At 59.3% G+C, this 21,288-nt stretch carries 27 protein-coding genes; 12 read left to right on the forward strand and 15 right to left on the reverse strand.

Translation table 11 applies throughout. From position 1 onward, the window contains the following. Nucleotides 1-47: 47 nt before the first annotated feature. Entirely contained in the window at nucleotides 48-686 is a 639-nt protein-coding gene (gene upp / locus HF257_RS25065; RefSeq protein ID WP_105520868.1) for a uracil phosphoribosyltransferase, read from the forward strand. 2 nt (nucleotides 687-688) lie between these two features. Further along, complete coding sequence (locus tag HF257_RS25070) at nucleotides 689-1,963, forward strand: uracil-xanthine permease family protein (RefSeq protein ID WP_185708374.1); 1,275 nt, start codon at nucleotides 689-691, stop codon at nucleotides 1,961-1,963. A 67-nt stretch (nucleotides 1,964-2,030) separates the two neighbouring features. Here HF257_RS25070 and hisC read toward each other — a convergent pair whose 3' ends face one another. From hisC to HF257_RS25120, 10 genes are all read right to left on the reverse strand, one after another. Further along, complete coding sequence (gene hisC / locus HF257_RS25075) at nucleotides 2,031-3,083, reverse strand: histidinol-phosphate transaminase (protein WP_185708373.1); 1,053 nt, start codon at nucleotides 3,081-3,083, stop codon at nucleotides 2,031-2,033. 3 nt (nucleotides 3,084-3,086) lie between these two features. Next, nucleotides 3,087-4,403, reverse strand: coding sequence for a histidinol dehydrogenase (hisD, locus tag HF257_RS25080; protein ID WP_185708372.1), 1,317 nt, complete (start codon nucleotides 4,401-4,403; stop codon nucleotides 3,087-3,089). 128 nt (nucleotides 4,404-4,531) lie between these two features. Continuing rightward, the gene (gene hisG, locus HF257_RS25085; protein WP_010213102.1) at nucleotides 4,532-5,167 is read right to left on the reverse strand and encodes an ATP phosphoribosyltransferase; all 636 of its coding nucleotides are present in this window, start codon (nucleotides 5,165-5,167) and stop codon (nucleotides 4,532-4,534) included. A gap of 211 nt (nucleotides 5,168-5,378) precedes the next feature. Next, a complete protein-coding gene (murA, locus tag HF257_RS25090; RefSeq protein ID WP_185708371.1) occupies nucleotides 5,379-6,644 on the reverse strand; it encodes a UDP-N-acetylglucosamine 1-carboxyvinyltransferase in 1,266 nt (421 codons plus the stop codon). Between the two features lie 23 nt (nucleotides 6,645-6,667). Beyond that, nucleotides 6,668-6,907, reverse strand: coding sequence for a BolA family protein (locus tag HF257_RS25095; RefSeq protein WP_105520873.1), 240 nt, complete (start codon nucleotides 6,905-6,907; stop codon nucleotides 6,668-6,670). A 114-nt stretch (nucleotides 6,908-7,021) separates the two neighbouring features. Then, entirely contained in the window at nucleotides 7,022-7,327 is a 306-nt protein-coding gene (locus HF257_RS25100; protein WP_185708370.1) for an STAS domain-containing protein, read from the reverse strand. After that, nucleotides 7,324-7,974, reverse strand: a complete 651-nt coding sequence (locus HF257_RS25105) for an MlaC/ttg2D family ABC transporter substrate-binding protein (protein WP_185708369.1) — start codon at nucleotides 7,972-7,974, stop codon at nucleotides 7,324-7,326. Before HF257_RS25105 ends, HF257_RS25100 begins: the two co-directional genes overlap by 4 nt. Nucleotides 7,975-7,985: 11 nt before the next feature. Next, nucleotides 7,986-8,453, reverse strand: coding sequence for an outer membrane lipid asymmetry maintenance protein MlaD (gene mlaD, locus HF257_RS25110; protein ID WP_005784855.1), 468 nt, complete (start codon nucleotides 8,451-8,453; stop codon nucleotides 7,986-7,988). Further along, complete coding sequence (mlaE, locus tag HF257_RS25115; protein WP_185708368.1) at nucleotides 8,453-9,250, reverse strand: lipid asymmetry maintenance ABC transporter permease subunit MlaE; 798 nt, start codon at nucleotides 9,248-9,250, stop codon at nucleotides 8,453-8,455. The genes mlaD and mlaE overlap by 1 nt, the downstream gene beginning before the upstream one ends. Next, nucleotides 9,250-10,059, reverse strand: coding sequence for an ATP-binding cassette domain-containing protein (locus HF257_RS25120; protein WP_003171811.1), 810 nt, complete (start codon nucleotides 10,057-10,059; stop codon nucleotides 9,250-9,252). The genes mlaE and HF257_RS25120 overlap by 1 nt, the downstream gene beginning before the upstream one ends. Nucleotides 10,060-10,367: 308 nt before the next feature. Between HF257_RS25120 and HF257_RS25125 the strand changes: the two genes are divergently transcribed. From HF257_RS25125 to HF257_RS25170, 10 genes are all read left to right on the forward strand, one after another. Further along, on the forward strand, nucleotides 10,368-11,342 hold the full coding sequence (locus tag HF257_RS25125) for a KpsF/GutQ family sugar-phosphate isomerase (protein ID WP_185708367.1): 975 nt from the start codon (nucleotides 10,368-10,370) through the stop codon (nucleotides 11,340-11,342). Next, on the forward strand, nucleotides 11,343-11,867 hold the full coding sequence (locus tag HF257_RS25130) for a KdsC family phosphatase (protein ID WP_185708366.1): 525 nt from the start codon (nucleotides 11,343-11,345) through the stop codon (nucleotides 11,865-11,867). Between the two features lie 8 nt (nucleotides 11,868-11,875). Beyond that, entirely contained in the window at nucleotides 11,876-12,448 is a 573-nt protein-coding gene (gene lptC / locus HF257_RS25135; RefSeq protein ID WP_185708365.1) for an LPS export ABC transporter periplasmic protein LptC, read from the forward strand. Next, nucleotides 12,435-12,968, forward strand: a complete 534-nt coding sequence (gene lptA, locus HF257_RS25140; RefSeq protein ID WP_185708364.1) for a lipopolysaccharide transport periplasmic protein LptA — start codon at nucleotides 12,435-12,437, stop codon at nucleotides 12,966-12,968. Before lptC ends, lptA begins: the two co-directional genes overlap by 14 nt. Then, the gene (lptB, locus tag HF257_RS25145; RefSeq protein ID WP_003171806.1) at nucleotides 12,968-13,693 is read left to right on the forward strand and encodes an LPS export ABC transporter ATP-binding protein; all 726 of its coding nucleotides are present in this window, start codon (nucleotides 12,968-12,970) and stop codon (nucleotides 13,691-13,693) included. The genes lptA and lptB overlap by 1 nt, the downstream gene beginning before the upstream one ends. Nucleotides 13,694-13,878: 185 nt before the next feature. Next, nucleotides 13,879-15,372, forward strand: coding sequence for an RNA polymerase factor sigma-54 (locus HF257_RS25150; protein WP_058422990.1), 1,494 nt, complete (start codon nucleotides 13,879-13,881; stop codon nucleotides 15,370-15,372). 75 nt (nucleotides 15,373-15,447) lie between these two features. After that, nucleotides 15,448-15,753, forward strand: coding sequence for a ribosome hibernation-promoting factor, HPF/YfiA family (gene hpf, locus HF257_RS25155; protein ID WP_105696165.1), 306 nt, complete (start codon nucleotides 15,448-15,450; stop codon nucleotides 15,751-15,753). A gap of 12 nt (nucleotides 15,754-15,765) precedes the next feature. Then, nucleotides 15,766-16,230, forward strand: coding sequence for a PTS IIA-like nitrogen regulatory protein PtsN (gene ptsN, locus HF257_RS25160; protein WP_061435337.1), 465 nt, complete (start codon nucleotides 15,766-15,768; stop codon nucleotides 16,228-16,230). 2 nt (nucleotides 16,231-16,232) lie between these two features. Then, on the forward strand, nucleotides 16,233-17,090 hold the full coding sequence (gene rapZ / locus HF257_RS25165) for an RNase adapter RapZ (protein WP_185708363.1): 858 nt from the start codon (nucleotides 16,233-16,235) through the stop codon (nucleotides 17,088-17,090). A 16-nt stretch (nucleotides 17,091-17,106) separates the two neighbouring features. Next, entirely contained in the window at nucleotides 17,107-17,379 is a 273-nt protein-coding gene (locus HF257_RS25170) for an HPr family phosphocarrier protein (protein WP_185708362.1), read from the forward strand. A gap of 37 nt (nucleotides 17,380-17,416) precedes the next feature. On the opposite strand, the gene HF257_RS25175 is transcribed toward HF257_RS25170, so the two are convergent. The 5 genes from HF257_RS25175 to HF257_RS25195 are packed head-to-tail and all read right to left on the reverse strand — an operon-like array spanning nucleotide 17,417 to nucleotide 21,191. Next, complete coding sequence (locus HF257_RS25175; RefSeq protein ID WP_185708361.1) at nucleotides 17,417-18,310, reverse strand: ZIP family metal transporter; 894 nt, start codon at nucleotides 18,308-18,310, stop codon at nucleotides 17,417-17,419. 32 nt (nucleotides 18,311-18,342) lie between these two features. After that, complete coding sequence (locus HF257_RS25180; RefSeq protein WP_065900714.1) at nucleotides 18,343-18,954, reverse strand: superoxide dismutase; 612 nt, start codon at nucleotides 18,952-18,954, stop codon at nucleotides 18,343-18,345. 1 nt (nucleotide 18,955) lies between these two features. Next, nucleotides 18,956-19,399 (reverse strand): hypothetical protein, encoded by a 444-nt coding sequence (locus tag HF257_RS25185; RefSeq protein ID WP_185708360.1) that lies wholly within the window; start codon nucleotides 19,397-19,399, stop codon nucleotides 18,956-18,958. A 27-nt stretch (nucleotides 19,400-19,426) separates the two neighbouring features. Further along, a complete protein-coding gene (locus tag HF257_RS25190) occupies nucleotides 19,427-20,803 on the reverse strand; it encodes a class II fumarate hydratase (protein ID WP_185708359.1) in 1,377 nt (458 codons plus the stop codon). Then, nucleotides 20,796-21,191 carry a FagA protein gene (locus HF257_RS25195; RefSeq protein WP_185708358.1) on the reverse strand — a complete coding sequence of 132 codons (396 nt, stop codon included), beginning with the start codon at nucleotides 21,189-21,191 and terminating at the stop codon, nucleotides 20,796-20,798. The genes HF257_RS25190 and HF257_RS25195 overlap by 8 nt, the downstream gene beginning before the upstream one ends. Nucleotides 21,192-21,288: the final 97 nt, after the last annotated feature.

Raw genomic sequence — 21,288 nt, forward strand, 5'->3', positions numbered from 1 at the left:
TAGATTAATCTAGGCCGGTTTTTTTGCCCGCCGCCGGAGCCTTTCCCATGCCCACTCGCGAGATCCGCCACCCGCTGATCCGACACAAGCTCGGCCTTATGCGCCGCGCCGACATTAGCACGAAGAATTTCCGTGAGCTTGCTCAGGAAGTCGGAGCGTTGCTCACTTACGAAGCCACCAAGGATTTGCCCCTGGAAACCTACGAGATCCCCGGTTGGGCCGGTCCCGTCCAGGTGGAAAAAATCGCTGGTAAGAAAATCACCGTGGTCCCGATCCTGCGCGCCGGTATCGGCATGCTCGAAGGCGTACTCAGCCTGATCCCAGGCGCCAAGGTCAGCGCCGTAGGCGTGGCCCGCAACGAGGAAACGCTGGAGGCCCACACCTACCTGGAAAAACTCGTCCCGGAAATCGACGAGCGCCTGGCCATGATCATCGACCCGATGCTCGCCACCGGCAGCTCCATGGTTGCCACCATCGACCTGCTGAAAAAAGCCGGCTGCAAAGACATCCGCGCCATGGTGCTGGTGGCCGCGCCGGAAGGTATCGCCGCTGTCGAGAAAGCCCACCCGGATGTGCAGATCTACACCGCCTCCATCGATGAGCGCCTCAACGAACACGGCTACATCATCCCAGGCCTGGGCGATGCCGGTGACAAGATCTTTGGCACCAAGCAGAAGGACGCGTGAGCATGCAGGATGAATTCAACGACCCGCTTTGGCGCCAGATCCTGTCTGGCGCACAAATGCTCTTCGTGGCATTTGGCGCGCTGGTGTTGATGCCGCTGATCACAGGTCTTGATCCAAACGTCGCACTGTTCACCGCAGGCCTGGGCACGCTGTTGTTCCAGGTAGTGACAGGGCGGCAGGTGCCGGTTTTCCTGGCATCGAGCTTCGCCTTCATCACCCCGATCATTCTCGCCAAGCAGCAATTCGGTCTGGCGGCGACTATGGGTGGGGTGATGGCAGCCGGTTTCGTCTACACCTTCCTGGGCGCTGCCGTGAAGATCAAGGGCACCGGTTTTATCGACCGGCTGCTGCCGCCGGTGGTGATCGGCCCGGTGATTATCTCCATTGGCCTGGCGATGGCGCCCATTGCGGCGAACATGGCGATGGGCAAGGGCGGTGACGGTGCCGAGCTGATCCCGTACAAGACAGCGATGCTGATCTCGATGCCAGCGCTGCTGACCACCTTGATCGTGGCGGTGTTCGGCAAGGGCATTTTCCGCCTGGTGCCGATTATCTCCGGCGTACTGGTGGGCTTTGCCATGTCGTTCTACTTCGGCGTGGTCGACACCGCCAAAATCGCTGCTGCACCGTGGTTCGCCCTGCCCCACTTCACCGCGCCGGAGTTCAACTGGCAGGCGATCCTGTTTATCGTCCCGGTGGCCCTGGCACCGGCGATCGAACATATCGGCGGCGTGATTGCGGTGGGCAGCGTGACCGGTCGCGACTACCTGAAGAAGCCCGGCCTGCACCGCACCCTCTTGGGTGACGGTATTGCCACCACGGCCGCCGGCCTGTTTGGCGGCCCGCCGAACACCACCTACGCCGAAGTGACGGGCGCGGTGATGCTGACCAAGAACTACAACCCGAAGATCATGACCTGGGCGGCAGTGTTTGCCATCAGCCTGGCATTCATCGGCAAGTTCGGCGCGTTGCTGCAGAGCATCCCGGTACCGGTGATGGGCGGGATTCTGTGCCTGCTGTTCGGCTCGATTGCTGCGGTGGGGATGAACACCTTGATTCGCCACAAGATCGACCTGGGCGAAGCGCGCAACCTGGTGATTGTGTCTGTGACATTGGTGTTCGGGATTGGCGGTGTCTTGGTAGGTACCGGCACCGGCCCGGATGACTTCGGCCTCAAGGGCATTGCCCTGTGTGCGGTGGTAGCGATCGGTTTGAACCTGCTGCTGCCGGGCAATGATGGCTGGAAGAACAAGAAGTCGGATGAGCCGCTGCTCTAACTGGCACAACGCAGAACCAAATGTGGGAGCAAGCCCGCTCCCACATTTTTTAAACCTTCAGTGTGGCTTAGAGCTCACCCAGCCCATCAATCAGCGCCTGGTTCTGCTCCGGCGTACCAATGCTGATCCGCAGGAACTGGGCGATCCGCTCCTGCTTGAAGTGCCGCACGATCACACCTTGCTCACGCAACCTGGCCGCCAGGCCGGCAGCGTCGTGCTTGGGGTGCCGAGCAAAGATGAAGTTGGCCGCCGATGGCAACACCTCAAAACCCTTCCCTTCCAGCTGCGCAACAACACGCTCACGGCTGTCGATAACCAGTCGGCACGTCTTGTCGAAATGCTCACGGTCTTCGAACGCCGCAGCCGCACCGACAATCGCCAGGCGATCCAGCGGATACGAGTTGAAGCTGTTCTTGACCCGCTCCAGTGCCTCGATCAGGTCCGGGTGGCCCACGGCCAGGCCCACGCGCAAACCAGCCAACGAGCGCGATTTGGACAGGGTTTGGGTGACCAGCAGGTTCGGATAGCGATCCACCAGGCTGATAGCAGTTTCGCCACCGAAGTCGATATAGGCCTCATCAACCACCACCACCGAATCCGGGCTGGCATTGAGAATCTGCTCCACCGCCTCCAGCGCCAGCACGCAGCCGGTTGGCGCATTAGGGTTGGGGAAGATGATCCCGCCGTTAGGCTTGGCATAGTCCGCCACGCGGATCTGGAACTGCTCGTCCAGCGGCACCGGATCGGACTTGATGCCGTACAAGCCGCAGTACACCGGGTAGAAGCTGTAGCTGATGTCCGGGAACAGCAGCGGCAAGTCGTGCTGGAACAGGCCGTGGAAGATGTGCGCGAGCACTTCATCGGAGCCGTTGCCGAGGAACACTTTGCCAGCGTCGATCCCATAGTACTTGGCCACAGCCTGCTTGAGCAGGTCGCTGTTAGGGTCCGGGTACAGCCGCAGGTTGTCGTTCAACTCAGCCTGCATCGCGGCCAACGCCTTGGGCGAAGGGCCGTAGGGGTTTTCGTTGGTGTTGAGCTTGACCAGCTTGGTCAGCTTGGGTTGCTCACCCGGTACGTAAGGCACGAGGTCCTTGACGAAGGGGCTCCAGAATTTGCTCATGCCTTACTCTCCCTTGACGATGCGATATTCGGCGCTGCGTGCGTGCGCGCTCAGCGACTCACCACGGGCCAGCACCGAGGCGGTCTTGCCCAACTCGGAGGCGCCCTGCGGGGAGCAAAAGATGATCGACGAACGCTTCTGGAAGTCATACACCCCCAGTGGCGACGAAAAACGCGCAGTACCGGACGTCGGCAGCACGTGGTTCGGGCCTGCGCAGTAGTCGCCCAGGGCTTCGCTGGTGTGGCGGCCCATGAAGATCGCACCGGCATGACGGATCGATGGCAACCAGGCTTGCGGGTCGGCAACCGACAGCTCCAAGTGCTCCGGCGCGATGCGGTTGGCCACTTCGATGGCCTGTTCCATGTCGCTCACCAGAATCAAAGCGCCACGACCATTGATCGACTTTTCGATGATCTCGGCACGCTCCATGGTCGGCAGCAACTTGTCGATGCTGGCGGCGACCTTGTCGAGGAACTCGGCATCCGGGCTGACCAGGATCGCCTGGGCGTCTTCGTCGTGCTCGGCCTGGGAGAACAGGTCCATGGCGATCCAGTCCGGGTCGGTCTGGCCGTCACACACCACGAGGATTTCCGAGGGGCCGGCGATCATGTCGATACCGACTTGACCAAACACGTGGCGCTTGGCAGTGGCCACATAGATGTTGCCCGGGCCAACCACCTTGTCGACCTTCGGCACGCTTTCGGTGCCGTAGGCCAGGGCAGCAACGGCCTGGGCGCCACCGATGGTGAACACACGGTCGACCCCGGCGATGCAGGCGGCGGCCAGCACCAGCTCGTTGATTTCACCGCGCGGGGTTGGCACCACCATGACCACTTCGGTCACACCGGCGACTTTGGCGGGAATGGCGTTCATCAATACCGACGACGGGTAAGACGCTTTACCGCCCGGCACGTACAGGCCAGCACGATCCAGCGGCGTGACTTTCTGGCCCAGTACCGTGCCGTCGGCCTCGGTGTAGCTCCAGGAGTCCTGCTTCTGCTTTTCGTGATAGCTGCGCACACGCGCTGCGGCCACTTCCAGGGCTTCGCGCTGCGGCGCAGTGATGCGCGTCAGGGCCAGTTCCAGGCGTTCGCGGGGCAGGATCAGGTCGGACATGGACTTCACGTCCAGGCCATCGAACTGCCGAGTGAAGTCCACCAGCGCTGCGTCACCGCGCTCACGCACGGCCTTGATGATGTCGAGCACCCGCTGATTGACCGAATCGTCGGACACGCTTTCCCAGCTCAGCAGATGATCCAGATGATGGGCGAAATCCGGGTCGGCAGCGTTGAGTCGGGCAATTGCAGTGGACGTGGTCATAGCGAGGGCCTCAATAGAAATGGCAAAAACTCAGGCGCCCTAAACTAGCAGTCGTTTCCGCTTGGGCACCTGAGAATTCTGGCTATGAGGCGGATAGACGGGCGCAGCTTTTCAGCTACGCGGGTAGGTCAACCGCGGTGTCGCGACTCCACTGCCTTGCGCAGGGTGTCGATCAACGCCTGGATACGGGCGTGCTGCATCTTCATCGATGCCTTGTTGACGATCAGGCGGGAGCTGATATCGGCAATGAATTCTTGCGGTTCAAGACCGTTGGCACGCAGGGTGTTGCCGGTGTCGACTACGTCGATGATCTTGTCGGCCAGGCCGATCAGCGGTGCCAGCTCCATCGAGCCGTAGAGCTTGATGATGTCGACCTGACGGCCTTGCTCAGCGTAGTAACGCTTGGCAACGTTGACGAACTTGGTGGCAACCCGCAGGCGCCCCTTGGGCTCGACATCACCAACACGGCCGGCAGTCATCAGTTTGCACAGGGCAATACGCAGGTCCAGAGGCTCGTACAAGCCCTGGCCGCCGTACTCCATCAGCACGTCTTTACCGGCGACGCCCAGGTCGGCCGCACCATGCTCAACGTAGGTCGGCACGTCGGTAGCCCGCACGATCAACAGGCGAACGTCGTCCTGGGTCGTCGGGATGATCAGCTTGCGGCTCTTGTCCGGATTCTCGGTCGGCACGATGCCCGCTTCAGCCAGAAGCGGCAAAGTGTCGTCAAGGATGCGGCCCTTGGACAGTGCGATGGTCAACATGGGAAACGTCAGTCCTTCATCAGGCTATTGCTGTCCGGTCGCAAACGGCGCCAGACACAGATCGAGGCCATTACAGCCTCGATTTGAAACAAATTCACAGCAAGCGTCTGTAGTGAGCGGGCTTGCCCCGCGCTGGAGTGCGTAGCGCTCCCAAGATTTTAGGGTCGCTACGCAACCCAGCGCGGGCAAGCCCGCTCACTACATACAGCGGTTAGCCCGGTACGCGGCGGATTTTCGCGCCGAGCATCTGCAGTTTTTCTTCGATGCACTCGTAACCACGGTCGATGTGGTAGATGCGGTCGATCAAGGTGTCGCCTTCGGCGATCAACGCCGAGATCACCAGGCTGGCCGAAGCCCGCAGGTCGGTGGCCATGACTGGCGCGCCCTTGAGTTTCTCGGTGCCGGTCACGATGGCGGTGTTGCCTTCAACCTGGATCTTCGCGCCCATGCGGTGCAGTTCGTACACGTGCATGAAGCGGTTTTCGAAGATGGTCTCGATCACGGCACCCGTGCCTTCGGCAATGGCGTTCAAGGAAATGAACTGCGCCTGCATGTCGGTCGGGAACGCCGGGTACGGAGCGGTACGCACGTTGACGGCTTTTGGCCGCTTACCGTGCATGTTCAGCTCGATCCAGTCTTCGCCGGTGGTGATTTCGGCACCCGCCTCGCGCAGTTTTTCGAGGACCGCTTCCAGGATGGTCGGATCGGTGTCCTTGACCTTCACGCGGCCACCGGTAACGGCAGCGGCAACCAGGTAGGTACCGGTCTCGATGCGGTCCGGCATCACTTTGTAGGTGGCCGGGTGCAGGCGCTTCACACCGTCGATGGTGATGGTGTCAGTGCCGGCGCCGGTGATGTTGGCACCCATGGCGATCAGGAAGTTGGCCAGGTCGACCACTTCCGGCTCGCGCGCGGCGTTTTGCAGGACGCTGCGGCCATTGGCCAGGGCAGCAGCCATCATGATGTTCTCGGTACCGGTCACGCTGACGGTATCAAAGAAGAAGTTCGCACCACGCAGGCCGCCTTCCGGCGCCTTGGCCTTGATGTAGCCGCCTTCGACGTCGATGGTTGCGCCCATGGCTTCAAGGCCACGGATGTGCAGGTCCACCGGACGCGAACCGATGGCGCAACCGCCAGGCAGTGCGACTTCGGCTTCGCCGAAACGGGCAACCATTGGGCCCAGTACCAGGATCGACGCACGCATGGTTTTCACCAATTCGTACGGAGCGACCAGGGTCTTGATGGTGCGCGGGTCGATTTCAACGGCCAACTTCTCGTCGATCACCGGCTCAATGCCCATGCGACCGAACAGCTCGATCATGGTGGTGATGTCGTGCAGGTGCGGCAGGTTGGCAACGGTAACCGGGCCATCGCACAGCAGGGTCGCTGCCAAAATCGGCAAGGCGGAGTTTTTTGCACCGGAGATGCGAATCTCGCCATCAAGGCGAGCACCGCCGGTAATAATCAATTTATCCATAAGAATCTCGACGCCTTGGGGGCTCAGGTGCGCTCGGCCCAGGCCGCGCGGCTGAAAAATTTCATAGTGACCGCATGGATGCTGCCATCGGTGATCCATGGGTTCAAATGGGCATAGATCTGCTGCTGACGCTTGACCGGGCTCAATGCCGCCAGTTCATCGCTAATCACGTTCAGCTGGAAATTGCAGCCTTCGCCTTCAACTGCAACCTCAGTATCCGGCAGCTTTCCTTCAAGGAAGCTCTTAACTTCTAGGGCCTGCATGCTCAACCTCTATCGGCGCCCAGTGCGCACGGGTCGCACATCATACAAAAAAGCCCCGCGCCTGCGAACCCCGCATAGCAGGACTCTGACGGGGGGCTTCTTTAATAATGTGTATTAAGGATGCGCCAACAGCTCGGTTAGACCGGAAACTTCGGCAATTTCGCGCATGTCTTCAGGCAACGCACGGATGCTGACCGTTTTTTTGGCCGCCTCGGCATCCCGCATGAAGCACAGCAGCAACGACAAACCCACACTGCTGGACTTGGTCACCGCCGAGCAATCCAGCACCAGCTCAGGCGCAGTACTGGTTTTGATCAACGCCTGCCCATGCTTTCGCAGGCCTGGCCCGCTGCGGTAATCCAGCACGCCACTGATGTACAGCTGGCCTGCATCGCCAAGACGAACAGCCGACTCGGTCATTGCGCAGGCTTCCCAGCGGCTTGCTTGTCGGTTTCTTCCTTGGCCTTGGCCACTTCACCGGCCCAACCATTGATGGTCTTGTCCAGGTCGTTGCCATTGCGCTGCATGGCGTCGGCGAACTGGTCACGGAACAGCTTGCCGATGTTGATGCCATTGATGATCACGTTACGCAGCTTCCACTCGCCGTTGACCTTCTCCAGCGTGTACTGCACAGGGTAGACCGCGCCGTTGTTGCCTTTGACGCTCATATTGACGCTGGTGCGGTCGCCCGACTCATCGCCCGCCGGCGCCACGGTAATGCCCTGGTTGTTGTACTCAAGCAGCGCGTTGCCGTAGAACTGGAACAGGCCCTTCTTGAAGTTTTCCTGGAAAGTCAGCATCTGCGCCGGGGTGGCCTTACGCGAATACTTGACCGTCATGATGCTGCGGGAAATACCTTCGGCATCGACCACAGGGCCGACAATGCTGTTCAGCGCGTCGTAGAACTTGGTCGGGTCTTGCTTGTACTGCTCTTTGTTCGCCGTCAGGTCGGCCAACATCTTGTTGGTCGTGTCCTGCACCAGGTCGTGCGCAGAACCCGCCGCGTTAGCCATCAGCGGCAGCGCTGCAAGCAGTACCAGCAGGCCACGTCGCAAGGTAGAGATCATGAACAGATTCCTCATTTGGCGTCTTTATTGACCGTATTGAGCAGGAATTTACCGATCAGGTCCTCAAGCACCAGCGACGACTGCGTGTCGTGGATGGTCGAACCATCCTTGAGCAGGGCTGTTTCCCCACCCACGCTGACACCGATGTACTTTTCGCCCAGCAGACCCGCAGTGAGGATAGATGCCGTGGAGTCGGTCGGCAGATTATCTACCTTCTTATCCACTTGCATCGTCACACGGCCAGTGAAGCTGTCGCGATCCAGATCGATTGCCGTGACCTTGCCGATGGTTACACCAGCCATGGTCACTTTAGCTCTGACAGTCAAACCGGCGATATTGTCGAAGTACGCGTAAAGTTTATAAGTATCGGCGGTGGGGCTGGCCGAAAGGCCGCTGACTCGCAGGGCCAGCAACAGTAAAGCCAGGATGCCAGCCAGCAAGAAAAGGCCGACACCGATTTCCACAGTGCGGTTTTGCATCAGAAATCTCCAAACATCAAGGCGGTCAAAATGAAGTCAAGGCCCAGTACCGCCAGCGAGGCGTACACAACGGTCTTGGTGGTGGCGCGACTGATCCCTTCTGAGGTGGGCTCACAGTCATAGCCTTGGAATACGGCGATCCAGGTCACTACAAAGGCGAAGACGATGCTCTTTATGATGCCATTGAGCACGTCACCGCTGAAGGTCACGCTGTTTTGCATGTTGGCCCAGTAGGAGCCGTCGTAGACGCCCAGCCAGTCCACCGCCACCCACGAACCGCCCCAGATGCCGACCACGCTGAAGATCATCGCCAGCAGTGGGAGAGAAATGAAGCCGGCCCACAGGCGCGGGGCAACAATATACTTGAGCGGGTCCACGCCGATCATTTCCAGGCTGGACAGCTGCTCGGTGGACTTCATGTTGCCGATCTCGGCAGTGAGCGCAGAACCTGCGCGCCCGGCAAACAGCAAGGCGGTGACCACTGGCCCCAGCTCACGCAACAGTGTCAGGGCGACCATCTGCCCCACCGCCTGCTCCGATCCGTAGCTGGAGAGGATATTGAAACCCTGCAACGCCAGCACCATGCCGATGAAAACCCCGGAGACAACGATGATCACCAGGGACATCACACCCACAGCGTGCAGCTGCTTGATCAGCAGGCCGAAGCCGCCGCCGATGCCACCGCGACCGAGCAAGGCGTGGAACAGGAAAATCGTCGAACGGCCTAGCACTTCGACGATGTCGATGCCCGAGCGGCCGAAAAGGCGAACCTTCTCGATGAGAGATGTCTTGCGCATCAGCGCTTCCCCAGAAGATCTGAGCGGTAGTCCGCTGCCGGAAAGTGAAACGGCACAGGGCCATCGGGATCGCCAGTCATGAATTGGCGAATGCGCGGGTTATCGGCGTTCATCAGCTCTTCAGGCGTGCCCTGCCCCAGCACCTGGCCGTCACCGACCACGTAGAGGTAATCGGCAATGCTCGCAGTTTCTGCAAGATCGTGGGAAACCACGATGCTGGTGATGCCCAGCGCGTCGTTGAGCAGGCGGATCAGGCGCACGAGGACGCCCATGGCGATCGGGTCCTGGCCGACGAAGGGCTCGTCGTACATGAGAATCTGCGGGTCGAGGGCAATGGCACGCGCCAGGGCCACACGCCGCTTCATGCCGCCGGACAGTTCATCGGGCATCAGGTCGATGGCACCGCGAAGGCCTACGGCCTGCAGTTTCAGCAACACGATGTCACGAATCATTTCGTCGGACAGCTGGGTATGCACCCGCAGCGGGAAGGCTACGTTTTCGAAAACGTCGAGGTCGGTGAACAGCGCGCCACTCTGGAACAGCACGCCCATGTGCTTGCGCGCATCGAACAGATCACTGCGCGACAGCGTCGGCAAATTCTGGCCGTTGACCCACACTTCGCCGGCGCTGGGGCGCAGCTGCATACCCATTAGCCGCAACAGGGTGGTCTTGCCGCAACCGGAAGGCCCCATGATGCCCGTGACCTTGCCGCGGGGAATGCGAATATCGACGTTATTGAAGATGCTGCGCGTCCCGCGCTTGAAGGTCAGTCCCTTCAGCTCGACCGCGTAGGCGTTATCGGCACTCATCTAATCTCCTTGGGATGCAGCCTCTCGCTCAGACACCACGCTTGCGACAAACGTTTGCAATGCTTGTGCATAACCGCGCAATAAATAGCCACATGGGCAGAGCGGACCGAACTGGCGGCGAACTATATCACTGCTGGTACAACGCGCCCAAGGCCGGAACGGTGCTTGTTCAGATTGGAGACAGGGAAAAAACGTTGCTGAGCATGAATCTCACGCGCCCACCGAATAAAGGCTGACGAACTTACGTGAGGGAATCGATCATTACCGCTATAATCGCCGACTTTTCGTCAGGCTATACGATTTCAGACATGAGCCAATCCAGCGACCTTATTCAATCCGCACAACGCACCATCCGCCTTGAGCTTGAAGCCGTGGAAGGCTTGCTGGCGCATATCGACGCAGATTTCGTACGCGCCTGCGAGATGATTCTGGCCAGCAAAGGCCGCGTTGTCGTGGTAGGCATGGGCAAGTCGGGCCACGTCGGCAACAAGATCGCCGCCACCCTGGCCAGCACCGGAACCACCGCTTTTTTTGTACATCCCGCCGAAGCCAGCCACGGCGACATGGGCATGATCACCAAGGATGACATCATCCTGGCACTGTCCAACTCCGGCACCACCAACGAAATTGTGACCCTGCTGCCGTTGATCAAGCGCCTGGGCATCAAGATGATCAGCGTAACCGGCAACCCGGAGTCGACACTGGCCAAGGCAGCCGAGGTGAACCTGAATGTTCACGTTGCCCATGAGGCTTGCCCGCTGAACCTGGCACCGACCTCCTCCACCACCGCTGCCTTGGTCATGGGTGATGCCCTGGCCGTCGCGCTGCTGGAAGCACGTGGATTTACCGCTGAAGACTTCGCGTTTTCCCACCCGGGTGGCGCCCTGGGCCGCCGCCTGCTGCTGAAAGTGGAAAACGTCATGCACTCGGGTGATGAACTGCCTCACGTCCAGCGCGGCACTTTGCTGAAGGAAGCGCTGATGGAAATGACCCGCAAGGGGCTGGGCATGACCGTGATCCTAGAAGCCGACGGCACCCTGGCCGGAGTGTTCACCGACGGCGATCTGCGCCGCACCCTGGATCGCACCATTGATATCCACACCGCAACCATTGATGCGGTAATGACGCCTCACGGCAAGACTGCACGCCCTGAAATGTTGGCAGCCGAAGCATTGAAGATCATGGAAGACCACAAGATCGGCGCGCTGGTGGTGGTCGATAGCAGCAACCACCCGATTGGCGCCCTGAACATGCACGACTTGCTGCGTGCGGGAGTGATGTAAATGACTGGCGACCTGCTGCAACGCGGCAAGCACATCAAACTGGCAATCTTTGACGTCGACGGCGTACTGACCGATGGCCGCCTGTACTTCCTGGAAGATGGCAGTGAATTCAAGACCTTCAACACCCTCGACGGTCAGGGCATCAAGATGCTGATGGCGGCGGGCGTGCAAACGGCGATTATCAGCGGCAGAAAAACCCCCGTTGTGGAACGTCGCGCACAAAACCTGGGGATTCCTCACCTGTATCAGGGCCGCGAGGATAAACTGGTGGTTCTGGACGAGCTTCTTGGCCAACTCAACCTAAGCTATGAGCAGGTCGCATATTTAGGCGATGACCTGCCCGACTTGCCGGTAATCCGTCGAGTGGGCCTGGGCATGGCCGTCGCCAATGCGGCGTCGTTTGTTCGCGAGCACGCCCATGGCATCACCACCGCCCGTGGCGGCGAAGGTGCCGCCCGCGAGTTCTGCGAACTGATCCTGCGCGCCCAAGGCAGCCTTGAAGCGGCCCACGCCGCCTACCTATAGAGCGTTTTATGCTGAGCAAAAAGATTCGCAACTTCCTGCTATTCGGGGTCATTGCCGCGCTGTTCCTGGCGGTGGGCTACTGGAATATCAGCCCGGAGCGCTTCCTCGACCAACCGGCTGCACAGGTTGATGAGGGAGCTATCGACTATTACGCGATCAACGCCAAAAGCGTGCAGTTCCTGCCAGACGGCAAGGTGCAGTACGAAATGACCTCGGACAAGGTTGAACACCTGAAGGCTACCGAAGTCACTCTACTGACCAACCCGGACATGAACATCTACCGTGGCACCGAGTTCCCATGGCACGTCACCAGCAAGCGTGGCGAGGTCAACCCGGACGGCACCGAGGTAGAACTGATCGACTCCGTGCGCGTTGCGCGCACCGACGACAAGAATCGCGACACCGTGATTACCAGCAGTCGCATGACCGTATTCCCGCAGAAGCAATATGCGCAGACCGAGCAAGACGTTAGAATCGACGGCGCTGGCGGTGTATCGACTGGCAAAGGAATGAAAGCGTATTTGAAAGAAAGCAGGATACACCTGCTATCGAACGTAAGAGGACAGTATGAGGCTCGTTAAAACTCTCCCTATTTTGCTCGGTCTGGGCGCAGCACTGGGAAGCGTGAGCGCCTGGGCTCTGCCGAACGATAGCCAGCAGCCGATCCACATCTCCGCTGACGATGCGCAACTGGACGACAAGCAAGGCGTTGCCACTTACACAGGCGGCGTGATCATCACCCAGGGCTCGATGAAGATCACCGGTAACACGGTCACCCTGACTCGCACGCAGTCCGGCGACATCGACGTGGTGACCTCGGTGGGCAACCTGGCTTACTTCGAGCAAAAGCAGGCGGCTACCGATACAGCGCCAATGAAGGGCTACGGCAAGACCATCCAGTATCATGCCCAGCAAAACCGCATTGTCCTGATCGACCAAGCCAAGGTCCTCAGCCCCGATGGCAACTCCACGGAAGGTGAAAAAATCACCTATGACACCGTGAAACAGGTCGCCAACGCCGGCCGTGCCAATGGCAGCAAGGTGACAGCACCACGTCCACGTATCGACATGGTTATCCAGCCGAAGAAGAAGGCCGAGTAATGGCAACCCTGAAAGCCCAGCATCTGGCCAAGGCCTATAAAAGCCGTCAGGTCGTGCGCGACGTCAGCCTGTCGATCGACAGCGGCCAGATCGTCGGCTTGCTCGGCCCTAACGGCGCCGGCAAGACTACTTGCTTCTACATGATCGTCGGCCTGGTCCAGGCCGACCAGGGTCGTGTATTGATCGACGACCTGGACGTCAGCCACCAGCCGATGCACGGTCGTGCTCGTGCGGGTATCGGCTATCTTCCCCAAGAAGCGTCGATCTTCCGCAAACTATCGGTTGCCGACAACATCATGGCGATCCTCGAGACCCGCAAGGAACTCGACCGTGACGGCCGCCGCAAAGAGCTGGAAAGCCTGCTGCAGGAATTCCACATCAACCACATCCGCGACAACCTCGGCATGAGCCTGTCCGGTGGTGAGCGCCGTCGCGTGGAAATCGCCCGAGCCCTGGCCACTGCGCCCAAGTTCATCCTGCTGGACGAACCGTTTGCCGGCGTCGACCCTATTTCGGTCGGCGACATCAAGCAGATCATCCACCACCTCAAGGCCAAGGGCATCGGTGTATTGATCACCGACCACAACGTGCGTGAAACCCTCGATATCTGCGAAACCGCCTATATCGTCAACGACGGCCAGCTGATCGCCGAAGGTGACTCCGCCACCATCCTGGCAAACGAACTGGTCAAGGAAGTGTACCTGGGTCACGAGTTCCGCCTGTAAACACCGTGGTGTCACGGCCGCTCGCCAAGGCGCGCGGGAGTCAATGAAAACCTCCGGATTTTTATTGTTACCGCGCTCTAGGCAAAGCCCCCGATATCAGGCATATAATTTGCTTATGTTTGGCGCTCACGCGCCCTGTCGTGGATGGCGCATTGCGCCGGCGAATAAGGTGTTAAGCCCCTGCCATGAAACCATCGCTAGTCCTGAGAATGGGCCAGCAGCTGACGATGACACCGCAGCTGCAACAGGCCATCCGCCTGCTTCAATTGTCGACCCTGGACCTGCAACAGGAAATCCAGGAGGCCTTGGAGTCCAATCCGATGCTCGAACGCCAGGAAGAAGGCGACGACTTCGATAATGCAGACCCGCTGGCCGACAACATCGAGCAAAAACCCAATTCTGACGTGCAGGAACCGTCCTATCAGGAAACCGCCCCTACGGTGGACAACCTAGAGGAAGGCGAATGGAACGAACGCATTCCCAACGAGCTTCCGGTCGACACCGCCTGGGAAGACGTCTACCAGACCAGTGCCAGCAGCCTGCCCAGCAACGACGATGACGAGTGGGACTTCACCACCCGCACCTCCGCTGGCGAGAGCCTGCAGAGCCATCTGCTGTGGCAACTGAACCTTGCGCCAATGTCGGACACCGATCGGCTGATCGCTGTAACCCTGATCGATTGCATCAACAACCAGGGCTACCTGGACGAGACCCTTGAAGAGATTCTTGAGGCGTTCGACCCGGAACTGGACATTGAGCTGGACGAAATCGAAGCCGTCCTGCACCGCATCCAGCAATTCGAGCCGGCCGGCATTGGCGCTCGCACCCTCAGTGAATGCCTGCTGCTGCAATTGCGCCAACTGCCAGCCAAGACGCCGTGGCTCAGCGAAGCCCAGCGCCTGGTCACCGACTACATCGACCTGTTGGGCAGCCGCGACTACAGCCAATTGATGCGCCGCATGAAGCTCAAGGAAGACGACCTGCGCCAGGTCATCGAGCTGGTACAAAGCCTGAACCCGCGCCCGGGCTCGCAGATCGAGTCCAGCGAAGCCGAATACGTCGTCCCCGACGTGATCGTGCGCAAGGACAACGAGCGCTGGCTGGTAGAACTGAACCAGGAGTCGGTGCCACGCCTGCGGGTCAATCCGCAATACGCCGGATTTGTGCGTCGCGCCGACACCAGCGCCGACAACACCTTCATGCGCAACCAGTTGCAGGAAGCCCGCTGGTTCATCAAGAGCCTGCAAAGCCGTAACGAAACGCTGATGAAAGTCGCCACCCAGATCGTCGAGCACCAGCGCGGCTTCCTGGAATACGGCGATGAAGCGATGAAACCCCTGGTTCTGCATGACATCGCCGAGGCGGTGGGCATGCACGAATCGACGATTTCCCGAGTAACCACACAAAAGTTCATGCATACCCCACGAGGGATATATGAACTGAAATACTTTTTCTCCAGCCATGTCAGCACCTCCGAAGGCGGCGAATGCTCGTCCACGGCGATCCGCGCGATCATCAAAAAACTGGTTGCCGCGGAAAATCAGAAAAAGCCGTTGAGTGACAGCAAGATCGCTGGTTTACTGGAGGCACAAGGCATTCAGGTCGCCCGTCGAACCGTCGCCAAGTACCGCGAATCCCTTGGGATCGCGCCTTCCAGCGAGCGCAAGCGTTTGATGTGACGGGCGGGCCATAGCGTTCCAGTGGCAGGCACCCCGGCCTGCCGCTTTATGCACTGGCAACGAAGGAGAAGCTGTATGCAAGTCAACATCAGTGGACACCATGTAGAAGTCACCCCTCCACTGCGCGACTACGTCGAGCAGAAGCTGAAAAGGCTTGAGGGTCATTTTGACAAGATCACCAATGTGCAAGTGATCATGAAGGTCGACAAACTTCAGCAGAAAATCGAAGCGACCCTACAGATTCCCGGTGGCGAAGTAGTCGCCAATGCCGAGCATGAAGACATGTATGCATCGATCGATGCCTTGACTGACAAGCTTGACCGCCAACTTAAAAAGCATAAGGAAAAGCAGCAGAGCCTTCTTCAGGGCACAGGCCGCTAACACTCCCCACCCATGATTCGACTTGAAACCATCCTGACCCCCGGCCGTTCCCTTGTGAACGTGCCGGGCGGCAGTAAAAAGAAAGCCCTCGAACAAATTGCCAACCTGATCGCGCGCGAAGTGCCAGATCTGGAGATGCAAGATGTCTTCGACGCTCTGATTGCTCGTGAAAAACTTGGATCAACCGGTTTTGGTAACGGCATCGCCATTCCTCACTGCCGCCTCAAAGGCTGCGAGACACCCGTCAGCGCATTGCTGCACTTGGAAGCACCCATCGATTTTGACGCCATCGACGGCGCCCCGGTAGACCTGCTGTTTGTACTGCTGGTCCCGCAGGCTGCCACCGATGCGCACCTGGAACTGCTTCGGCAGATCGCCAGCATGCTCGACCGCAAGGAAGTACGCGACAAACTGCGCAGTGCCAGCAGCAATGAGGCGCTGTACCAGGTTGTCCTGGATGAACAGAACGGGCAGTAATCATGCGTTTGATCATCGTCAGCGGCCGCTCCGGCTCGGGTAAAAGTACCGCCCTCAACGTTCTTGAGGACAACGGTTTCTATTGCATCGACAACCTGCCCGCTGGCCTGCTGCCTGAACTGGCGGAACGCGCGCTGATCCATACTGAACTGGCCCAGCCCCTGGTCGCCGTTTCGATCGATGCCCGCAACCTGCCCAGCCATCTTGAACGTTTCCCGATATTGCTTGAAGAAGTCAGGGCCAAGCATATTCATTGTGATGTGCTGTACCTGGATGCCGACGAAGAGACCTTGCTCAAGCGTTTCTCCGAGACACGTCGACGCCACCCCCTCAGCAGCCCACATCGCTCCCTGGCCGAAGCCATCGAAGATGAAACCAAGCTGCTGGGCCCGATCATTGACCTCGCCGATCTCAAGATCAACACCACCAGCCTCAACCTGTACCAGTTGCGCGATGCCATCAAGCTACGCCTGCTGAATCAGCCGGAACCCGGCACTGCGTTTCTCGTGGAGTCTTTTGGGTTCAAACGGGGCATGCCGGTGGATGCCGACCTGGTGTTCGACGTGCGCTGCCTGCCCAACCCCTATTGGAAGCCGGAGCTGCGCGAGCAATCCGGGCTGGATCAACCGGTGGCCGAGTATTTGGCGGCGCAACCGGACGTAGAAGAGATGTTCCAGGACATTTCCAGCTACTTACTCAAGTGGCTGCCGCGTTTTGCCGCCAGCAACCGGGCCTATGTCACCATCGCTATTGGTTGCACCGGCGGCCACCACCGCTCGGTCTACCTGACCGAGCGTTTGGGCCAGGTGCTACAAAAAACCCTCAAGAACGTCCAGGTCCGCCACCGCGACCTTAGCTGAAAGGAACACCTGCGCGATGCCCGCTCTGGAAATTGAAATCATCAACAAGCTGGGCCTGCATGCCCGTGCCTCGGCCAAATTCGTCGGGGTTGCCGGGCAGTTTCCCTGCCAGATTCGCGCCGGGCGCACGCCGGAATCCATGGTCGATGGCAAAAGCATCATGGCCATGATGATGTTAGCCGCTGGCAAGGGCACCAAGATTCATTTGAAAACCGAAGGCGAGCAAGAAGACGAAGCAATGAACGCGCTTGTGGCGCTGATCAATAACTTCTTTGATGAGGGTGAGTAAACCCACCCTTTGAGACGGGCGTGAAGCCGCAACGGCTTCACCCCAACGCGGTATCCATCACCATCATCAAGCAAAAACCGATGCACAACCCCAGGCTAGCCAGCTTTTCGTGACCATTGCGCCGCGACTCGGGGATTACCTCATGCGTCACCACCAACAGCATTGCACCAGCTGCCAGGGCTAGCCCCAGCGGCAATAGCACCTCGGCCAAGCTCACCAGCCAAGCGCAAAGCACAGCAAACACTGGCTCGACCAAGCCTGACGCAGCACCGATCAAGAACGCCTTGACCCGCGACATCCCTGCCCCGGCCAATACCAATGCAATCACCAGCCCTTCCGGCACGTCCTGCAAGGCAATGCCCATGGCCAGGCTATCTGCGTCGGGCATGCCCCCGCCCGCCGAAACACCCACCGCCATGCCTTCCGGAATGTTGTGGGCGATGATGGCGAACACGAACAGCCAGATGCGCGGCGGGATCACCGGGTTATCTGGCGTGCCCACGAGCATTTCCGGACTGGCGCCGGATACCTTACGGTCGACCAGATACAGCCCGAATGCTCCGAGCATGATGCCGAAGCTGATCAACCCACTGGCGCCCCAAGGCGAGAGCCCGAGGGTTTCAGCGGCGGCAATGCCAGGCACGATCAACGAAAAAGCGGTTGCCGCCAGCATCACTCCGGCCCCAAAGCCCAGCAAAGTGTCGCTCAGCGCCACCGGCATCCGCCGAATCACCAACACTGGCACCGCACCAAGCGCCGTACCGAGCGCACAAATCGCGCCGCCTTGCAGGGCCCGTAAAATGCGCGGCTCCAGGTTCAGCCACTCCAGCCCGTGGGCCACCAGCAATGCAGTACCTGCCAATAGCAGCAGCGAGCCAAACGCATAACGAAACATTCGCCCGCTGCTGATCGCCAGTGTTTCAGTGCCCATAGTCGGCCTTAGATCTTGTTATAGGGTGGGTATCAGGCCAGCGCGGCCTGGTAGCGCGCAGCGACTTCCGGCCAATTGATGACGCTGTAGAAGGCATTGATATATTCCGGGCGACGGTTCTGGTATAGCAGGTAGTAGGCGTGCTCCCAGACGTCCAGACCCAGGATCGGCGTGTTGCCGTTCATCAGCGGGCTGTCCTGGTTGCCACTGCTTTCCACCACAAGGGTCTTTTGCGGGGTCACGCTCAACCATGCCCAGCCACTGCCGAAGCGAGTAAGCGCGGCTTTGGTGAAGGCCTCTTTGAAACTATCGAAACCACCCAACTGTTCATCGATGGCCTTGCCAAGCGCACCCTCTGGCTTGCCACCACCTTTAGGCGACATCACCGCCCAGAACAGCGAATGGTTGGCGTGGCCGCCACCTTGGTTGATCACTGCCGCGCGCAGTTTTTCCGGCAATTGCTGAACGCTGGACACCAGCTTCTCGACCGGCCAGCCCGCGAACTCGGTGCCCTCGACCGCGGCATTGAGGTTGTTGATGTAGGTCTGATGGTGTTTGGTGTAGTGGATCTCCATGGTTTGCGCATCGATATGCGGCTCCAGGGCGTCGTAGGCGTAAGGCAAGGCAGGCAAGGTGTAAGACATTTCAATGAGCTCCGTAATAGGGACTGTTGCGGGTCGACGCATCCGTTTGCGCCGCAGTGCCGCCCAGCAAGCGATGGGTGCGTGGGTACTCGCCGTGATCGCTGATGAAATTCAACAGTTCGACGTAGGTCTTGCTGCTCTGACGCAGCGCCGCCTCCCGCAATTGCGGGCTCAGGCGTGGGTCCTGCATGGTCTGCAACAGACGCTGGTGAATGGCGCAGAGGTATTCCGCGCTTTCCTCCGGCTGGTTCAGACGCAGGTGCAGGTCCGCCAGGTTGTGATGGGAAATAACACAAGCCGCCACCGCTTCGTCGGCATCCGCCCAGCGTTCGAATAACACTTGGGCCAGGGCCAGGGCTTGCAAATAGGCCTCGCGAGCGTCAACCAATTCGCCTGCCATAAAGCAGCGATTGGCCCGTTCGATCGTGCGTTTCCAGTGCTCCATGGTGAGCCTCCAAAGCAGAGTCGGTGATTACACGCCGCCAGCTGTGAGCTTTTCCGGGTCCAGCAGGACTTCCAGTTGGCTGCGGGGCAAGTCGGTGTGCTCAAGGGCGACATCAATCACCGGGCGGCCTTGTTGATAGGCCTTCTTGGCGATTTCAGCGGCTTTCTGGTAACCAATGATCGGGTTGAGTGCGGTGACCAGGATCGGGTTACGCGACAGCGCTTCCTTAAGCTTGGCTTCGTTGACCTTGAAGCTGGCGATCGCCTTGTCCGCCAGCAAACGGCTGGAATTGGCCAACAGTTCCAGGCTACTGAGCAGGTTCTGGGCGATGATCGGCAGCATCACATTGAGCTCGAAGTTGCCCGATTGACCGGCAACAGTAATTACCGTGTCATTGCCAATGACTTGTGCAGCCACCATGGCTGTCGCTTCCGGAATCACCGGGTTGACCTTGCCAGGCATGATCGAGGATCCAGGCTGCAGCCCCTCCAACTCGATTTCACCGAGGCCGGCCAAAGGGCCGGAGTTCATCCAACGCAGGTCATTGGCGATTTTCATCAACGAGACAGCAACGGCCTTCAATTGACCAGAAACCGCGACGGCGGTGTCTTGGGAGCCGATCAGCGCGAACAGGTTTTTGCCCGGCGTAAATTTCACGTCCGTCAGGTTGCTCAATTGCTGGCTGAAGCGCGCGGCAAATTCCGGGTGGGCATTGATCCCGGTACCGACGGCGGTACCACCCTGTGCAAGGGACTGCAGGCTGGGCAGCAGGTCCTGGAGGTGAACGATATTGGCCTTGAGTTGCTGCGCCCACCCATTGAGCACCTGGCTCATGCGCACCGGCATGGCATCCATCAAGTGAGTGCGGCCGGTCTTGATGAACGGATGGACTTCCTCGGCCTTCTGCTCGATTACCTGAACCAGATGCAACAGGGCCGGCAAGGTTTGCTCGTGCAGGACTAGCGCGGCGCTGACGTGGATAGTGGTCGGGATAATGTCGTTACTGCTCTGCCCGCAGTTCACGTGATCGTTGGGGTTGATCGCCTCGCCGAGCAAACGCGTGGCGAGTGTGGCAATGACTTCGTTGGCGTTCATGTTGGAACTGGTGCCGGAACCGGTCTGGAAGATATCCACCGGGAAGTGCTGCATGAAATCGCCTTCCAGCAAACCCTGGGCAGCATCGACAATGGCTTTGCCCTGCCCTTCACTGATCTGCTTGAGGTCGACATTGACCTTGGCTGCAGCGGCCTTGGCCAGGATCAGCGCGCGAATGAATTGCGCCGGCATGCGTTGGTGGCTGATCGGGAAGTTGTTCACCGCGCGCTGGGTTTGTGCGCCATACAAGGCCTCGGTCGGCACTTGCAGCTCGCCCATGCTGTCGCGTTCGATACGGGTGTTACTCATCGTTAGATCCTTGCACCAGGTCGGAGTGAGAAATAGACGGCAGCAATTCGCAGGTCGCCAATCGCCACGCAAAGCTCTGCCAGCGCTTGAGGCGGCAGGCACAGTGAGAGAGTTTTTCCAGGTCACGCAGGGGGCGCCAGGCTTGGTCCAGGCACATAGAGCGCCAATGCCAGGGCAGCGCGATATCGTTGGCGGTGTCGAGCAGCAGACGGAATGAGGTTTCAGCGATCGTCCACGGATGGGTGGCTGTGCAGCACGCCAGGTATCGACCCTCATTGAGGTAATGTTCGATCAGGCGCGGCTCGTCGGGATTGAGGCCGCAGCGAATCTGGCGACTCATCCAGCGCCAGCTTTCCAGATAAGGATCCTCATGCAGGACAGAACTCATGATCCACACTCATTCGGTAATGATATTTATTATTAAATGATATTGAGAATCAAAACAAGAGTGGCGCATTAATACACCTTTAGGGCAGCCACAAAAA

The sequence above is a fragment of the Pseudomonas cremoris genome, from assembly GCF_014230465.1.

Coding starts and splice junctions, on each gene's coding strand:
- hisG (WP_010213102.1), bottom strand. CDS start 5,167: ATGTTGACCATCGCACTGTCCAAGGGCCGCATCCTTGACGACACTTTG.
- HF257_RS25175 (WP_185708361.1), bottom strand. CDS start 18,310: ATGGGCACTGAAACACTGGCGATCAGCAGCGGGCGAATGTTTCGTTAT.
- HF257_RS25180 (WP_065900714.1), bottom strand. CDS start 18,954: ATGTCTTACACCTTGCCTGCCTTGCCTTACGCCTACGACGCCCTGGAG.
- HF257_RS25190 (WP_185708359.1), bottom strand. CDS start 20,803: ATGAGTAACACCCGTATCGAACGCGACAGCATGGGCGAGCTGCAAGTG.
- hisC (WP_185708373.1), bottom strand. CDS start 3,083: ATGAGCAAATTCTGGAGCCCCTTCGTCAAGGACCTCGTGCCTTACGTA.
- mlaE (WP_185708368.1), bottom strand. CDS start 9,250: ATGCGCAAGACATCTCTCATCGAGAAGGTTCGCCTTTTCGGCCGCTCG.
- HF257_RS25195 (WP_185708358.1), bottom strand. CDS start 21,191: ATGAGTTCTGTCCTGCATGAGGATCCTTATCTGGAAAGCTGGCGCTGG.
- hpf (WP_105696165.1), top strand. CDS start 15,448: ATGCAAGTCAACATCAGTGGACACCATGTAGAAGTCACCCCTCCACTG.
- upp (WP_105520868.1), top strand. CDS start 48: ATGCCCACTCGCGAGATCCGCCACCCGCTGATCCGACACAAGCTCGGC.
- HF257_RS25120 (WP_003171811.1), bottom strand. CDS start 10,059: ATGAGTGCCGATAACGCCTACGCGGTCGAGCTGAAGGGACTGACCTTC.
- ptsN (WP_061435337.1), top strand. CDS start 15,766: ATGATTCGACTTGAAACCATCCTGACCCCCGGCCGTTCCCTTGTGAAC.
- HF257_RS25185 (WP_185708360.1), bottom strand. CDS start 19,399: ATGGAGCACTGGAAACGCACGATCGAACGGGCCAATCGCTGCTTTATG.
- HF257_RS25125 (WP_185708367.1), top strand. CDS start 10,368: ATGAGCCAATCCAGCGACCTTATTCAATCCGCACAACGCACCATCCGC.
- HF257_RS25150 (WP_058422990.1), top strand. CDS start 13,879: ATGAAACCATCGCTAGTCCTGAGAATGGGCCAGCAGCTGACGATGACA.
- HF257_RS25070 (WP_185708374.1), top strand. CDS start 689: ATGCAGGATGAATTCAACGACCCGCTTTGGCGCCAGATCCTGTCTGGC.
- lptB (WP_003171806.1), top strand. CDS start 12,968: ATGGCAACCCTGAAAGCCCAGCATCTGGCCAAGGCCTATAAAAGCCGT.
- HF257_RS25100 (WP_185708370.1), bottom strand. CDS start 7,327: ATGACCGAGTCGGCTGTTCGTCTTGGCGATGCAGGCCAGCTGTACATC.
- lptC (WP_185708365.1), top strand. CDS start 11,876: ATGCTGAGCAAAAAGATTCGCAACTTCCTGCTATTCGGGGTCATTGCC.
- HF257_RS25105 (WP_185708369.1), bottom strand. CDS start 7,974: ATGATCTCTACCTTGCGACGTGGCCTGCTGGTACTGCTTGCAGCGCTG.
- hisD (WP_185708372.1), bottom strand. CDS start 4,403: ATGACCACGTCCACTGCAATTGCCCGACTCAACGCTGCCGACCCGGAT.
- HF257_RS25170 (WP_185708362.1), top strand. CDS start 17,107: ATGCCCGCTCTGGAAATTGAAATCATCAACAAGCTGGGCCTGCATGCC.
- rapZ (WP_185708363.1), top strand. CDS start 16,233: ATGCGTTTGATCATCGTCAGCGGCCGCTCCGGCTCGGGTAAAAGTACC.
- HF257_RS25130 (WP_185708366.1), top strand. CDS start 11,343: ATGACTGGCGACCTGCTGCAACGCGGCAAGCACATCAAACTGGCAATC.
- HF257_RS25095 (WP_105520873.1), bottom strand. CDS start 6,907: ATGCAGGCCCTAGAAGTTAAGAGCTTCCTTGAAGGAAAGCTGCCGGAT.
- murA (WP_185708371.1), bottom strand. CDS start 6,644: ATGGATAAATTGATTATTACCGGCGGTGCTCGCCTTGATGGCGAGATT.
- mlaD (WP_005784855.1), bottom strand. CDS start 8,453: ATGCAAAACCGCACTGTGGAAATCGGTGTCGGCCTTTTCTTGCTGGCT.
- lptA (WP_185708364.1), top strand. CDS start 12,435: ATGAGGCTCGTTAAAACTCTCCCTATTTTGCTCGGTCTGGGCGCAGCA.